We start from the raw sequence: 14171 nt of genomic DNA, 5'->3' as shown, positions 1-14171 counted from the left end.
GAGCTTTGATCAGCAAGCACTCGCAAACCTTGTATCCCAGATATCATCATTAGTTTGGGGCCCCGCAATGCTGCTGCTTATCGGTGGCACCGGGCTCTGGCTAACCCTGCGACTGGGCTTTCTACCTATTCGCCGGCTCGGGTTTGGCTTCCGCCAGCTATTTGGCCGCTCCCAGGGGGATGGCACCATTGCCGGCTATGCCGCGCTGGCCACCGCCATGGCTGCCACCGTGGGCACCGGCAACATTGCCGGTGTAGCAACTGCTATCGCTCTGGGCGGACCGGGGGCTCTGGTGTGGATGTGGCTGATTGCACTGGTCGGCATCGCCACCAAATACAGTGAAGCGGTACTGGCGGTGCACTTTCGCCAGCAGGACAGCCATGGCCAGTATATAGGCGGGCCGATGTACTACATTCGCAACGGCCTGGGCCCCAAATTCGGCTGGCTGGCCTTCCTGTTCGCCCTGTTCGGCATGTTTGCAGGGTTCGGTATCGGCAACGGGGTTCAAGCGCATTCAGTAGCTGACGGCCTGCATAGCACCTTTGGCTTTGATACCACCTATACCGGTCTGGTGATGGCGGTGCTGGTGGCCATGGTGATTCTGGGTGGCATCAAGCGTATCGCCCATGTCGCCACCGCGCTGGTCCCGCTGATGGCATTGGCCTACCTACTGTGTGGCATGGCGGTATTAATTGATCACGCCGAACAACTGCCAGCCGCACTGGCCCGCTGCCTTTCCGATGCCTTTACCGGCAGCGCCGCCGGTGGTGGCTTTGCCGGCGCCACCGTTTGGGCTGCCATTCGTTTTGGCATCGCCCGGGGTATTTTCTCCAATGAAGCCGGCCTCGGCAGTACACCTATTGCCCATGCCTCGGCCACCACCGATCACCCGGCCCGGCAGGGCTCCATTGCCATGCTGGGTAGCTTTATCGACACCATCATTATCTGCTCCATCACGGGCCTGGCCATCGTCGTCACCGGCGCCTTCGAATCCGGCCAGAGCGGCGCACCACTGTCAGCGCTGGCGTTCAGTGCCACCTTCGGCCCAATGGGGGAAACCATTGTTGTAATAGGGCTGGCAGTATTTGCCTTTACCACCCTGCTCGGCTGGAGTCTTTATGGTGAACGCTGCGCCCAATACCTGTTTGGCGAGCGCGCCGTACTTCCCTTCCGCCTGTTCTGGATTGCCATGGTGCCGGTGGGTGCAGCCAGCAGTCTGACGCTGATCTGGGATGTGGCCGATGTTCTCAACGCACTAATGGCACTGCCCAACCTGATTGCTCTGTTACTGCTCAGTCCACTTGTAGTGAAATTAACCAAAGAGTTTTTTAATCGTGAAAAAGCCTGAACTGCCTGATTACGTTGTTAACGATATTCCGCCACAGGTTCGCGCCGCGCTGCTGGAAGATATTGGTAGCGGTGATATCACTGCCCAACTTATTCCGGCGGATGACCGTGCCAGCGCCACCATTATCAGCCGCGAAGACGCAGTGCTCTGTGGCCGCGCCTGGGTGGATGAAGTATTTCGACAGGTGGGCAATGACGTTACCTTGAATTGGCACTTTGCCGATGGCGACCAGGTCAAAGCTAACGACATTCTCTGCACTCTGAGTGGCAACAGCCGGCAGATCCTCAGTGGCGAACGTCCTGCTCTTAACTTTCTCCAGACCCTGTCGGGCACCGCCACCAGCGCACGACACTATGCCAGCGCCGTTTCCAGTCGGCCGATCACCATTCTGGACACCCGCAAGACTCTGCCAGGCCTGCGTACCGCACAAAAATACGCCGTGCTCTGCGGCGGCTGCCAGAACCACCGTATGGGTCTCTATGATGCTTTTCTGATTAAGGAAAACCACATTGCTGCATGCGGCTCAATCACGGCCGCCATTCAACGGGCTCGCGCTTTGGCGCCAGACAAAAAAGTCATTGTCGAAGTAGAAACCGTGGCCGAACTTGAAGAAGCGATCGCTGCTCGACCCGATCAAATCATGCTTGATGAGTTCGACATCAACGACCGCCACAAAGCATTGGCCGCTTACGAAGCAGGCATTACCGTAGAAATTTCCGGATCAGTAACGCCCTCCACCCTGGAGCACATGCCGTCGCTGGAATTCCCGATCTGCGTATCATCGGGAGCGATTACCAAGCATGTCAGGGCGGTGGATTTGTCGTTACGGCTGATCAACCAATCTTCTTGAGGAATCCATCCGGAGCAACCGTCACCATCAGCTTCTGATGTATATGGGCGTCAATTTCATACTCCGGATGCCCTTTCAAATACTCCCAGACTGCCGTCTTCGGATTGTTGCCCGGCCCCCAGGGGCGGTCCGGGTAGGCGTCCTCAGGCATATCTTCGATAAGGGTATCAAACACTACACAGTAACTTCCCTTGGTCACCAGTGGAGCATAGGCCTCCAGCTCGGCGAGAACATGCTCATGGGTGTGGTTGCTGTCCAGGCAAACAAGAACGCGGGAGTAGCCTGCTGCCAGTGCTTTAACCTGTTCCACCACATCTGTGGCCACGCTGGACCCCTGAATCATGGTGATTCTTGACGCCATGGGGTGCTGCTCCACGGCGACCCGGTTATGCGCGCGAATATCAATGTCCACGCCAATCACTTTTCTGGACGACTTGGATGGATCCAGCACTTGCCCGGACTCTATAGCGTCATACATGTCCAGCAGAGCCAGCATGGAGGCACTGAAAATAAGTGAGCCACCATGCGCAATACCTGTTTCGATAATCAGATCTGGCCGAACAGACCATATCAACTCCTGCATAGCCACGATATCCTGCGGATACTGGATGATTGGCCGCCCCTGCCAGAAAAAGTTGTAGGAGTACTTGGGGCCAACTGAATCACGAAGAAACTGAGCCGCTGAATCAACCAATGCCTTTTCCTGTGGATATGTGGCAACGCGGTCAATCGCTTCCTGACTAAAATCGGTCATACCTATTCCCCTATTCGAATTATTTTATTTCACACCGACAATGCACGGCGGATCGTATTCATTGTCCGGTCTGGCGCCAAAACGAAGCAGATCGACACGACCATATTCCTCCCCTATCTGCAGGGCAAGCTGCCTGATCGTGACAGGCACACCGGAGCAGATATTCACTGCGCCTTGCTGACCAGCAAGAACCTGCTCTGCAATCATTTGCCCGGCCACCACAACATCAAGGTAATCCCTGATCTGGTTACCCGAGGTCAAATCCGCCGGTTGCCCGGACTCCAGCCTGCCCCGCAGATAAGGAACAAAACGACGGGAATCCTCGCCCTCACCATACAGATAAAACAATCTGCACCAGAGAAACTCTACCCCCATCAGGGCAAACCAGCTGGATAGCGACAGATAACTCGCCGCCTTACAGGAGGCATAGGGCGTACGCGGCAGAAGAGGGGTGTCCACGGACAGGTAACCGGGAGCGGTATCGTACTCGAAACAAGTGCCGACCCCGACAAACCGCCTGACGCCAGCGCGAATAGCACCTTTAGCCATGCGCAATGTTCCACTCAAGCAATGGAAATTCAGCTCGGATGACAGGTACTTACCTGGCTCCGCATACCATGCCAGATGAACAACCGTATCGATATCACGAAAAACCTCCGCCCACCAATCCTCTGACTCGGCAAATAAGTCATCTGAAAACCGGACTGACTCGATCCCGCAGCCAGCGCCAAGCCCATCAGAACCATTCGGCCTGACCAGCATCCTCACCTGTGCTCCGGAATCCAACAGCGAACGGACTACCTGCGAGCCCACAAAGCCTGTTCCGCCGGTGACCAGCACTAATCCCGTCATCGAATATCCATCTCTGGAATAAAGGTGACAAAACGAGTGCCGCGCTCAGCCAGAAACTGATTCTGAGCGATAATCTCCGCAGCAATATTCCATGGGAATATGATCAGATAATCCGGCGCCAAATCGACCAAAGCCTGCGGCGAAACGATTGGAATATGACATCCTGGAATAAACTTGCCCTGCTTCGACGGCGCGGCATCAGCCACCATCGGCAAAAGATCTTTCTTTACTCCAGAAAAGTTAAGCAACGTACAGCCTTTGGCCGCTGCACCATAAGCCAGCACCGACTTACCCTGTTGCTTCGCATCTATAAGAAACGCCACGAAGCGGTCCTTGACTGTCTCCACCCGCTGCTGAAAACCTTGATAGACAGCAATGTCCAACAAACCAAACTCTTTCTCTGCCTGCAAAACGGCATGGACTGAGTCCCTGTTTTGACGGGGATCATCCTTATGGCAGCCATAGACTCGCAGACTACCTCCATGGGTAGGCATCCGCTCAACGTTCCATATACGCAAGCCCGCCGCTTCGAATATGGCACTAACAGAATGCAGCGAAAGGTAGGAGAAATGCTCGTGATAAACCGTATCGAACTGGACTTTTTCAATAAGGTTCTGCAAATGAGGAAATTCCAGAGTAATGGTGCCTGTTGATTTCAGTGCAACCGACAGGCCACGGGTAAAATCATTGATATCAGGAACATGGGCATACACATTATTGCCAATAATCAAATCCGCTTTACCATTTTTCTCAACCATTTCTACAGCGAATTTCTCTCCAAAAAACTCACGCGCAACCGGCACTCCAATACTCTCAGCATAATCCGCCGTACTGGCCGTTGGCTCCACACCAAGACAGGGAATGCCATGGCCAACAAAGTTCTTCAGCAGATAGCCGTCGTTGGATGCAACTTCCACAACAAAACTATCCTGATCCAGACAAAGAGCTGGAATGATTTCTTCAACATAATTCCGCGCATGATCCAGCCAGCTTGTTGAGGTACTGGAGAAGTACGCATAGTCAGAGTCGAATAGCTGATCCGCTGAGGCAAAGTCATCCGTCTGCACTAGCCAGCACTGCTCACATACCTTCAGCCTTAGGGGGTAATAAAGCTCGGGCCTCGACAGATCAGCGACCAACCGATAAGCATTGGATGGCGGCGCAAAGCCAAGATCCAGAAATACATGCTGCAAAACAGCGCCACAGTGCCGGCACTTCATGGCGTAATTCCCGTAAAAGATTGATCTACAAAGGCCCTGCTATGGTCCTTCTCAGAAATATCAGTCATCTCAACAGGCCAGTTAATAGCCAGAGCAGGATCAAAGGGGTTAATGCCATCTTCGGCGTCAGGCTGATAGCAGGAGGAGTGGAGATAGAGAATCTCGCAGTCGCCTTCAAGCGCCTGAAAACCATGGGCCACTCCTTGCGGAATCAACATGGCCAGTCGATTGCTGGCTGATAGCTCCTGAGCAAACCATTGCATAAAGGTGGCGGAACCAGCACGCAGGTCCACCGCAACATCCCAGATCCTTCCGCGCACGCAACTTACCAGCTTCATTTCCGCATGGGGAGCATGCTGAAAATGCATCCCCCGTATGGCACCCGAGCTTTTGGTATGGGCATGGTTTATCTGCATCACCGGCTTGTCCCAGCCAGCCGCTGCCAGTTCCTCGGCACAAAATAGCCGGCTTAATCCACCCCGGTGATCACTGATCAGGGTACGCTCAACCACTTTAACTCCAGCTATGGGAGTGTCCGATACGATAAAACGAGTCACCCTGATGATCCCGCCATGGCGTTTTCGTAATCGACAATATCCTCTGCGCACAAGGTGGCCGCCTCAATGCCCTCACCCAGCCGTCGATACCAGTTCATTGTTCTGCTGACTGACTCCTCCAGAGTCCACTGGGAGGTCACAGCCAGATCATAGCGTGCCTTTGAAACATCCAGAGTCAGTAGCCCGGCTTCATGTGGGCCGGCGTCCTCTGTTCCCCAGCTGACCTCGCCAACACCGAAGGCAGCGCGGGCAAGCTCCACCACATTACGCACTGTGGCAGCTGAATCTGTTGGAGGGCCAAAGTTATAGGCCCCGGCAAGCGAAGGCTGACTCCACATGCTTTCCGCCAGACGCAAATATCCGGCCAGTGGCTCGAGCACATGCTGCCATGGTCGAACCGAGTCAGGCCGGCGAATTAGCAGAGGTTCTGCTTTACCCCAGGCCCGCACGGCATCGGGCAACAGACGATCCGCCGCCCAGTCACCTCCGCCGATTACGTTACCCGCTCTGGCGGACGCAAGCGCCACACCTTTCGCCGACAGAAATGATTCACGGTAACAACTGATCACCAGCTCAGAAGCCGCCTTGCTGGCACTGTAGGGGTCATGTCCGCCGAGCGGGTCCGACTCGCGATAGGGATAGAAAGTCTCGATATTTCTGTAGACCTTATCCGTAGTCACCGCCACGCAGACTTTCACACTGTCCACTTTTCTCAATGCTTCGAGGACATTGGCAGTACCCTGAACATTGGTAGAGAAAGTGGTCAATGGATCTGCGTAACTGGCACGAACCAGCGGCTGGGCAGCCAGATGAAACACCACCTCCGGGTTTGCCTGACGGATCAAGGTCTCAAGCGTGGCATAATCGCGGATATCGCAAAAATGGCTGTCGTGCAGCCGCCCGGCAATGGCGGCCAGATCATATAACGCCGGCGAAGTATCAGGCGCCAGAGCAATGCCAGTTACCTGAGCCCCAAGACGGCTCAGCCAAAGTGCGAGCCAACCACCCTTGAAGCCGGTGTGCCCGGTTAGCAAAACCCTCCGGCCACGCCAGAAGTCCGACGAAGGATTTACCTCACCCGCCGGATTCATTACCACTTCTTCCACGGCGCTTTGCCGGACTTCCAAAGATCTTCCAGAACATTCTTGTCGCGCAGAGTGTCCATCGCCTGCCAAAAGCCATGGTGCTCAAAGGCCATCAACTCCCCCATGGCAGCCAGCTTGGTAAGTGGCTCCGACTCCCAACTGGTGTGGTCACCTTCGATCAAGTCGATGCAGGCTGGAGACAAAACAAAGAAACCCCCATTGATCATCCCTCCGTCACCCCGCGGCTTCTCGGTGAAGCCGGTGACCTGATCGCCCTGCATGGCCAAGGCGCCATAACGGCCTGGCGGCAGCACAGCAGTGACGGTGGCCTGCTTGCCATGCTTGCGGTGAAAATCGATGGAGCCGCGAATATCCACATCGCTTAGACCGTCCCCATAGGTAAAGCAGAAGGCATCGTCATCGCTGATATAGTCCCGCACCCGTCTCAGCCGCCCGCCGGTCATTGAGTGCTCCCCGGTACCAACCAGAGTCACTCTCCAGGGCTCAACCTCCTTGTGATGTACCTCCATCTGATTGTCGGTCATATCGAAGGTGACATCTGACATATGCAGGAAGTAATTAGCAAAGTACTCCTTGATGACATAGCCCTTGTAGCCGCAACAAATGACAAATTCTGTCACTCCATGGGCCGAATAGGATTTCATGATGTGCCAGAGAATTGGCTTTCCACCGATTTCAATCATCGGCTTGGGCTTGAGATGGGTTTCCTCTGATATTCGTGTACCCAAACCGCCTGCCAGAATCACGGCTTTCATGTGTTTGCTCCCCGCTTCGTTATTATCTTGTCTGCCGCTACCCTGCCTGCAATATTCAGGCCCACAAGGTTGACACCTCACACAGCGAGCCCTAGCTTATCCCAGAGAACATTTCGGGGCCATCCGCCGGGCAATGCTATCCACCGGGGGAAACCTCAGAGACCATTCACCAAAGCCATCTGATTAATTTTCCGCCCGGAGAATTTCCGGCTTTATAGCGATAGATACCATGACAAGCCCCTCCTCACCTGCAGATCAGCCAGCTCATGACGCTTCGTCCGGCCACTCTGCTTCCGAACACTCTGCTTCCGGACACGGTGCGAGCGCCCTACCTCTGGTGTCCATTGGCATGCCAATTTTCAACGAAGCCCGTTTTATTGCCGAAGCACTTGATGCCATAACGGCTCAAAGCTATCCAAACGTCGAGATACTTATCTCTGACAATTGCTCAACTGACGATACCCAGCGCATATGTGAGGAGTATTGCCGTAAATTCCCGCACATCACATATCATCGCTTTGCGCATAATCAGGGCGCTGCAGCAAACTTCCGATACACTCTGGAAAACTCCCACGGCAAGTATTTTATGTGGGCAGCCGGCCATGATCGCTGGTCCACTGACTATCTTGAAAAAAGCGTCGCCGCTCTGGAACTACATCCGCATGCCTCCCTGTCATTCGCCAGCACAACGTGGATTGACGGTGCCGGCAACAGCCATGCGAAAAGTACTGGCTGGAGCGATACCCGCGGGCTTGACCCTGTGGCACGATTTTTCACTGTTTTCTGGGGCAATATGAACCCTGTTCTGGGGCTTATTCGCAGAGAGTATCTACAGCCAGAAAATCTTAAGGATATTGTTGGCACAGATTTGATTCTACTTGTCGGGCTGGCCCTGAGGGGTGATTTTATTCATGCGGAGGGTCCATCCTGGAATCGCCGGGAATTCAGATCAGAAACCTCATACAAGCAGAAACTGCAGCGCTATAACAATAATGACTACAAACTGACCCACTCCTTTTTTGACAAACTAATGCCACTGGCCAGACTGCCCCTGTCCCTTATTGGAGCGGTAACCCATTCACAGCAACCCAGATCAGTTAAAACACTGATCCTGCTTGCCCTGATTCCATGTCTTGCCGTGAAGTACTTTTGCGGAAAGTACCTGACGCCGCGAACCTGACAGTGGACCACTCCAACACCACTCAGCCAACAATGGCCATCAGCCGCAAAGCCATTGGCCTGGCCAAGGCGCTGTTCACACCAGCCGCATTGCTGGCAATTTTCTACGCCGCATGGAGCAGCCGAGAGCATCTTATTGCATCATTTAGCTCAGCAAACCTGTTCTATCTTCTGCCCAGCATCTGCGTATGGATTTTGCTCCATGCTGTCGCTCCGGCTTTTTCTCAAGCAGGCCTTGCCACCTTTGGATACGCAGCATCATTCCGCGATGCCTTCTATATCCATAACCTGCGTCTGCCAGCAAAGTATCTACCGGGTGGCATCTGGCATACCGTAGCAAAGGGGGCAGATTACAAGACCCGTGGAGCCTCCGCATTTCAGGTAACCGGCTATCTGGTTATGGAAAACATCATGCTGGTGGCCGGGGCATCCTTTCTGGGGAGCATCATGCTACTGGCTGGGCAGGCCGCACCTGCACTGGAAATAGTCTTCTGGACAGCTATTGCTGCGGTCATAGCACTGCTGGCCTGCACACCATTAGTGCTTCGACTGTATCTCAAGGAAAGTGCGCAGAAATTTCATATGTGGCCATATATGCTGTCTGCACTACTGGTGGTTATTCACTGGAGCATGGCAGCCACGTCTTTCACGCTTTACCTGCAGGCTTATCCTGACATCAACGATGCATTGTCCTTTGCCCAGATGGCTGGCGCCTACCTGGTATCCTGGGCCGCTGGATACGTGGCCATATTTGCCCCCCAGGGCATTGGTGTCGCCGAAGCAGTATCCGCATCTCTACTCAAGGATGCGGGCAGCATCACTGGACTCATCGTCCTGATCGCCACATTCCGGGTGGTGGTTTTTATCGGGGATATTATCGCTTGGGCAGCTGCATACACCGCGTTCTATTTGAAAAACAAGGGAACGACGTAACAGCCATCAGGACATGGCATCGACCACAACAAGGTCATACTTGCCCCCGGTCATGGCACTGATTTCGTCAGCATAATTTCCATTCATCACAAAAATCACCGAGCCCGCAGCAAGCCGCTCAAGGGCCTGCTCTGGAGCGCTGACCTGCAAGCCCGTCGATGCCAGATAACGGCCCTGCTTCATCGGGTTAACGTCAATAACGCAATCCACAGCCACACCGCAACGCTGCATAAGAAGAGCAAATATCACCCCTTTGGACGCCCCTCCCCAAACACCACACTGCGCCCCATTAGAAGCAATAGTACGAATCATCTCGGAGCATTGGCTTACACCACCGAGAAAGTCTTCAGGAAAGGCGAAGTCGTCAGAGTCTTCCAGCATGGGCTGCTTCAGAGACCCTAAATCAGCCACCACATAAAGATACTGCCCGGAGAATAAATGGCCTGACTCATAAACCTGACCAAACATGGCCAACAGGTCTTTCAGGCGAAAATAATTCACATGCTCATAGAAGATATCGAACCATGCCCGCCGTTCGCAGATCCAGTCAAAGCATGGCACTTCAATATATATTTTTCCGGCGCCACGATTTGCCTTTTTAACGCTTTCCAGAAAGTCGACAGGCGCGGGAATATGCTCAAGCACATGGCGAAGTATGATGCCGTCCGCAGACAGCCCCGAAGCCACATCGAACTCTCGCTTTTCAATACGGGGATTGCTTCCTTCATAGGCTGGATCAAACCCTGTGATATCAAACCCACAAGACTGCAACCTCTCCAAAAAGTAGCCCTTGCCGCAGCCAAGCTCCACCAGCCTTGAGTCAGAGAAGTTTCTCTGTATTACGGAGATAACATTATCCAGATGAGCAAGAAAGGCGGCACTAAGAGACTGTTCATTCTGATAATCGGAGTCGTATTTCATCAAATCAGGATTAAAAGCCTGATTGAAAATCAGCCCCGTACTCTGATCACGGACAAGAACGATATCACCAGAAGTACAAGCCACCGCCTGCTCTGCAGTGGCAAACATTCGATTCTGAAAGACAGGGAAGTGTTCCGCGCGATATAGCTCTAGGTGCTGAGTATCAGGCATCAGGATTCTCTTCGCCCTAATCGGTTTTTCCATAGACAAGCGATGTTATCTGCTCGGAAACCAAGCCGATCAGAAAGATCTGCACGGAAGTCACCATCAGCAAAGCTGACATATTGGTGAATGTGCCATCGGTAGAGAACGTATAGGCGTACCTGATCAAGCCCAACACAAAGTGGAAAATAGCTACAGGCACAAACACCTTGAGCGGTGCATACAGGGTGGCAATCTTGAAGATGATAATCAGAAAGCGGAAGCCATCCTTAATCGGCCGGATATGGCTTTTACCCTCTCTTTTCAAAACATTAACCGGCACAAAAGAGACGTTATAACCTGATCTCAGGAACGCCATTGTGCTGGTGGTCGGATATGAAAAGCCATTCGGCAAAAGATGCAGGAACTGGACAAACTTCTCCCTGCGCACAAGGCGAAAACCGGAGGTCAAATCCTTGATGGGGTATTCCGTAACCTTGCTGGCAAACCAGTTATAGAAGCCATTTGCTCCACGACGCCAGATACTGGCCTGGCCCTGCGCATCACGAGCACCGACCACCATGTCAGACTCAGCAGCAGCCTGCACCAGAAGATTGATCTCTGCGGGCTGATGCTGACCATCCGCATCCATAAACAAAACCCAGTCTGCCAGCGCCTCTCTGGCTCCTCGTTTGATCGCTGCGCCGTTGCCCATGCTGACTTGATGGCGCACCACACGGGCTCCCGCCGAACGGGCAACTTCACCAGTCTGATCGGTGGAGCCATCATCGACGACCACCACCTCCTGAACGCAATCGAGCTGAAGAATTTCCTGCACCAGAGTGCCAATGGATGCCTGCTCATTTTTTGCAGGAATAACGACAGAAATGCTCTCGATGGCCAAGCTAACCCCTTATATTTTTAAAACCATGGTCGTTATCGACAATTACTCGGCACATAGCGCGGTTCACCACTGAAGGTGCATTGCCAGGTAATAGAACCCCCAGCCAAAGACGGCGTCAGACTGACAATTTCACCCAGCACCCCGGGATTAATGTCATTACCCAAACGCACATTGATGACACCGTCTGTCACCTCGACCTGATCGACAAAGTTACCTTGATAGCTGGCTGGAGTCATGATGCCGTAAGCGCCGGAAGAAACGCCAGTGAAACTGCCGGTTTGAGCAAACACCGTTCCGGCAATTTCCGACCGCAGTGACGACGCCATATTGAGCGCTTCTGACACCTGCGTCCTGACGGTATAGTCCTGATAGGCAGGAATAGCCACCGCCGCAAGTATGCCGATGATCGCCACCACGATCATCAGTTCGATTAGTGTAAAACCCCTCTGTACCGCCCGCATGGCCGTCTACCCCACTGGAGTGTATTTCCCTATATCACGCACTATTTGTGCCAACTCACCCTCAGCCACCTTCCTGACAAGGCAAGCGTAACGCATTGATTTTTAATACACTTTAAAAGCCAAAGTAATTGGCCCGGCATAAAGGTGCCGTTTTTTGTCAATACCCAGCCCCTGCGCGTCAACTCCCGTCGCTACTTTCAGGCCGGGCACCCCCTTCAGTATCCCCCTCAGGATTTATGGCCGCACAGACCGCCGCAGCCTCTGACTTGAAGTTGTCCACATCGCTATCTGTCCGGCGCAGTAATTTCTGCACAAGGGTTTTCTTGCTAACCCCATGCTCGTCCACGATGTACTGATATTTTCTAAAACACTCGCAACCCTGCTCTGGACCACCAATTACCGCAAACTGCGAGCAGGCCGAGTAGGTCAGAGAAAGATTCGGATGGGCATCCAGCGCCAGCGTCATGTGCTGGTGAAAGCCGGCATAGTTACCACGGTAATAATCCAGGTAAGAGCGGGCCACATACTGGGCCTGAGTGGCCTCGCCGTCCCGCGGGTAGGCGCTCATATAGCTATCCAGAAACCGGCCCAGATGATAGAGAGTTATGGCCTTGCATTTCCCCTCGCTTACCCATTTGGCAATATCCCCCACCTGGCGCACAACCGGCTCTGCCTTACCCCGATATTTTATCGTGGACGCTTCCAGCATGCTGGCATCCTGCTCACTATCAATGCCAAGGTAACAGGACATCTTTACCGCATTCAGCGCCACATCCATGCCGTAAGGTTGCTGCTCGATATACTGCTTCATTACCACCAGGCTATCGACCAGATCGCCCTGACGCTCCAGATAATTGGCGTAGGTCACCAGAGCACGTTCTGAACTGGGATTCTCCACCACCATAATTGTATTCAAGTGACGCTCGTCCCCCCAGAATGTTGCCTGAAGATACTGCAGCGCCGCACATACCAGCACCACCGGCAACAACGTCATTATGGCAACCTTTTGCCGAGGAATGTGCACTACACCAAGCAGCAACAGCATGGATGGCAGGTAATTACGATGCTCAAAGAATAACTCTAGCGGTATCGCTCCAGCCTCCATGCTATGGGCCACATAGAAAAACAGAACCCCTAAAGACAGCAGCGGCAAACGACGGGCATATACCACTGCCAGTGCAATAATCAGAATATGAACAACAATCCAGACCAGCGTTGATAGTGGCTGTAGCAGGCTCACCGATTTCTCGAATCCGTCCGCATACAAACCCACATAGCCCACCCCGGGAATCAGGTAACGCCATAGGTAGTAGCCAAGAGCACGGCCCTGGGAAAGCAACCTCTCAGATAGAGTAAAATCACGGAACCACTCATAGGCATGGGTAGAGAAAAAGTAACTCCCCAGCACCATAAGCATGGCCGTAGCCGGCAAAACCAGCGTTGCCTTGAGCAGCAGTGGGCGCCCCCGTGAAACGCTGGCGGGGAAAAGCAGCCACTCAAATAGCGGCACTAGCAAAACAAACAGTGCCGCGTTTTCCTTGGCAAGCACGCCGACTCCGGCACCCACCAGATAGGCCAGCCAGATCAAAGCATAACCTTTACCAGCATCACCGTCGGCGAGCAAACGACGCCCGGACAGATACAGCAATAATCCGGTTAGCACACAAAGAGCGGACAACTGGGCCATGCGCTGCACCACATACATCACCGAGGACAGCTGGTAAGGATTAAGCACCCAGAAGGCCGCCACCAGCAATGCCAGCACAACATGATGCTGGTCCAGCTTTCCCGCCCATTGCCGAATGATCGCCAACACCAGCCAGGCCAGCAGCAAGCCATTTAGAACGTGGATAAGCAGATTCGTGTACTTAAAGGAGGCTGGCTCTGAAGGCCAGTAAACATCGTTGAGCAGGAAACTCAGCATCGACAGCGGTCGGCCGGTTGGGCCAGCGGACTTTTCCGCCAGATAATTCCCAACGGTGTTCTGAGTCACTTCACCCTGCAACACCTGCAAGGCATTTAAATTTGGCTCGTCATCAAAAAGAAAGGGACCCGTCAGTGCCGGCCAAAGAGTCAATAGTGGTAGCAAGACCATGCCAAGCAAGATCAAACCCGGCAATGCCACACGCACAGACCCAGACCGCATAGAAATCCCCTCGAATATGGAAATAAAAAAAGGGGCGACAATGT

At 53.5% G+C, this 14171-nt stretch carries 14 protein-coding genes; 4 read left to right on the top strand and 10 right to left on the bottom strand.

What is annotated here, in order from left to right; all coding sequences use genetic code 11:
* The first annotated feature begins 67 nt into the window (after nucleotides 1-67).
* Nucleotides 68-1348, top strand: coding sequence for a sodium:alanine symporter family protein (locus J1C54_RS00590; protein ID WP_229143883.1), 1281 nt, complete (start codon nucleotides 68-70; stop codon nucleotides 1346-1348).
* Nucleotides 1335-2198 (top strand): carboxylating nicotinate-nucleotide diphosphorylase, encoded by an 864-nt coding sequence (gene nadC, locus J1C54_RS00585; protein WP_229143882.1) that lies wholly within the window; start codon nucleotides 1335-1337, stop codon nucleotides 2196-2198. Before J1C54_RS00590 ends, nadC begins: the two co-directional genes overlap by 14 nt.
* Here the strand turns inward: nadC and J1C54_RS00580 are convergent.
* Genes J1C54_RS00580 through rfbF form a run of 6 tightly spaced genes read right to left on the bottom strand, consistent with a single transcriptional unit; the run spans nucleotide 2182 to nucleotide 7442 of the window.
* Nucleotides 2182-2952, bottom strand: coding sequence for a cephalosporin hydroxylase family protein (locus J1C54_RS00580; RefSeq protein ID WP_229143881.1), 771 nt, complete (start codon nucleotides 2950-2952; stop codon nucleotides 2182-2184). The genes nadC and J1C54_RS00580 overlap by 17 nt on opposite strands.
* Before the next feature lie 24 nt (nucleotides 2953-2976).
* Entirely contained in the window at nucleotides 2977-3804 is an 828-nt protein-coding gene (locus tag J1C54_RS00575) for an NAD(P)-dependent oxidoreductase (RefSeq protein ID WP_229143880.1), read from the bottom strand.
* A complete protein-coding gene (locus J1C54_RS00570; RefSeq protein ID WP_229143879.1) occupies nucleotides 3801-5024 on the bottom strand; it encodes a class I SAM-dependent methyltransferase in 1224 nt (407 codons plus the stop codon). Before J1C54_RS00570 ends, J1C54_RS00575 begins: the two co-directional genes overlap by 4 nt.
* On the bottom strand, nucleotides 5021-5581 hold the full coding sequence (locus J1C54_RS00565; protein WP_370635595.1) for a dTDP-4-dehydrorhamnose 3,5-epimerase family protein: 561 nt from the start codon (nucleotides 5579-5581) through the stop codon (nucleotides 5021-5023). The genes J1C54_RS00570 and J1C54_RS00565 overlap by 4 nt, the downstream gene beginning before the upstream one ends.
* A complete protein-coding gene (gene rfbG / locus J1C54_RS00560; RefSeq protein WP_229143877.1) occupies nucleotides 5578-6708 on the bottom strand; it encodes a CDP-glucose 4,6-dehydratase in 1131 nt (376 codons plus the stop codon). The genes J1C54_RS00565 and rfbG overlap by 4 nt, the downstream gene beginning before the upstream one ends.
* Nucleotides 6672-7442 carry a glucose-1-phosphate cytidylyltransferase gene (gene rfbF, locus J1C54_RS00555; protein WP_229143876.1) on the bottom strand — a complete coding sequence of 257 codons (771 nt, stop codon included), beginning with the start codon at nucleotides 7440-7442 and terminating at the stop codon, nucleotides 6672-6674. Before rfbF ends, rfbG begins: the two co-directional genes overlap by 37 nt.
* A 349-nt stretch (nucleotides 7443-7791) precedes the next feature.
* Between rfbF and J1C54_RS00550 the strand changes: the two genes are divergently transcribed.
* Nucleotides 7792-8622 carry a glycosyltransferase family A protein gene (locus tag J1C54_RS00550; RefSeq protein ID WP_229143875.1) on the top strand — a complete coding sequence of 277 codons (831 nt, stop codon included), beginning with the start codon at nucleotides 7792-7794 and terminating at the stop codon, nucleotides 8620-8622.
* 32 nt (nucleotides 8623-8654) lie between these two features.
* Nucleotides 8655-9554 carry a hypothetical protein gene (locus J1C54_RS00545; RefSeq protein WP_229143874.1) on the top strand — a complete coding sequence of 300 codons (900 nt, stop codon included), beginning with the start codon at nucleotides 8655-8657 and terminating at the stop codon, nucleotides 9552-9554.
* Between the two features lie 6 nt (nucleotides 9555-9560).
* Here J1C54_RS00545 and J1C54_RS00540 read toward each other — a convergent pair whose 3' ends face one another.
* The 4 genes from J1C54_RS00540 to J1C54_RS00520 form a co-directional block, all read right to left on the bottom strand.
* Nucleotides 9561-10646 (bottom strand): class I SAM-dependent methyltransferase, encoded by a 1086-nt coding sequence (locus tag J1C54_RS00540; protein WP_229143873.1) that lies wholly within the window; start codon nucleotides 10644-10646, stop codon nucleotides 9561-9563.
* A gap of 16 nt (nucleotides 10647-10662) precedes the next feature.
* Nucleotides 10663-11520 carry a glycosyltransferase family 2 protein gene (locus tag J1C54_RS00535; RefSeq protein ID WP_229143872.1) on the bottom strand — a complete coding sequence of 286 codons (858 nt, stop codon included), beginning with the start codon at nucleotides 11518-11520 and terminating at the stop codon, nucleotides 10663-10665.
* A gap of 32 nt (nucleotides 11521-11552) precedes the next feature.
* Entirely contained in the window at nucleotides 11553-11981 is a 429-nt protein-coding gene (locus tag J1C54_RS00530; RefSeq protein WP_304504395.1) for a pilin, read from the bottom strand.
* A 178-nt stretch (nucleotides 11982-12159) separates the two neighbouring features.
* A complete protein-coding gene (locus J1C54_RS00520) occupies nucleotides 12160-14127 on the bottom strand; it encodes a hypothetical protein (RefSeq protein WP_229143871.1) in 1968 nt (655 codons plus the stop codon).
* Nucleotides 14128-14171 lie beyond the last annotated feature (44 nt).

Origin of the sequence: Alcanivorax sp. 1008, from assembly GCF_020667895.1 — a bacterium.
Classification (GTDB): Bacteria; Pseudomonadota; Gammaproteobacteria; order Pseudomonadales; family Alcanivoracaceae; genus PGZG01.
This window is presented reverse-complemented; position numbering and strand designations above follow the sequence as displayed.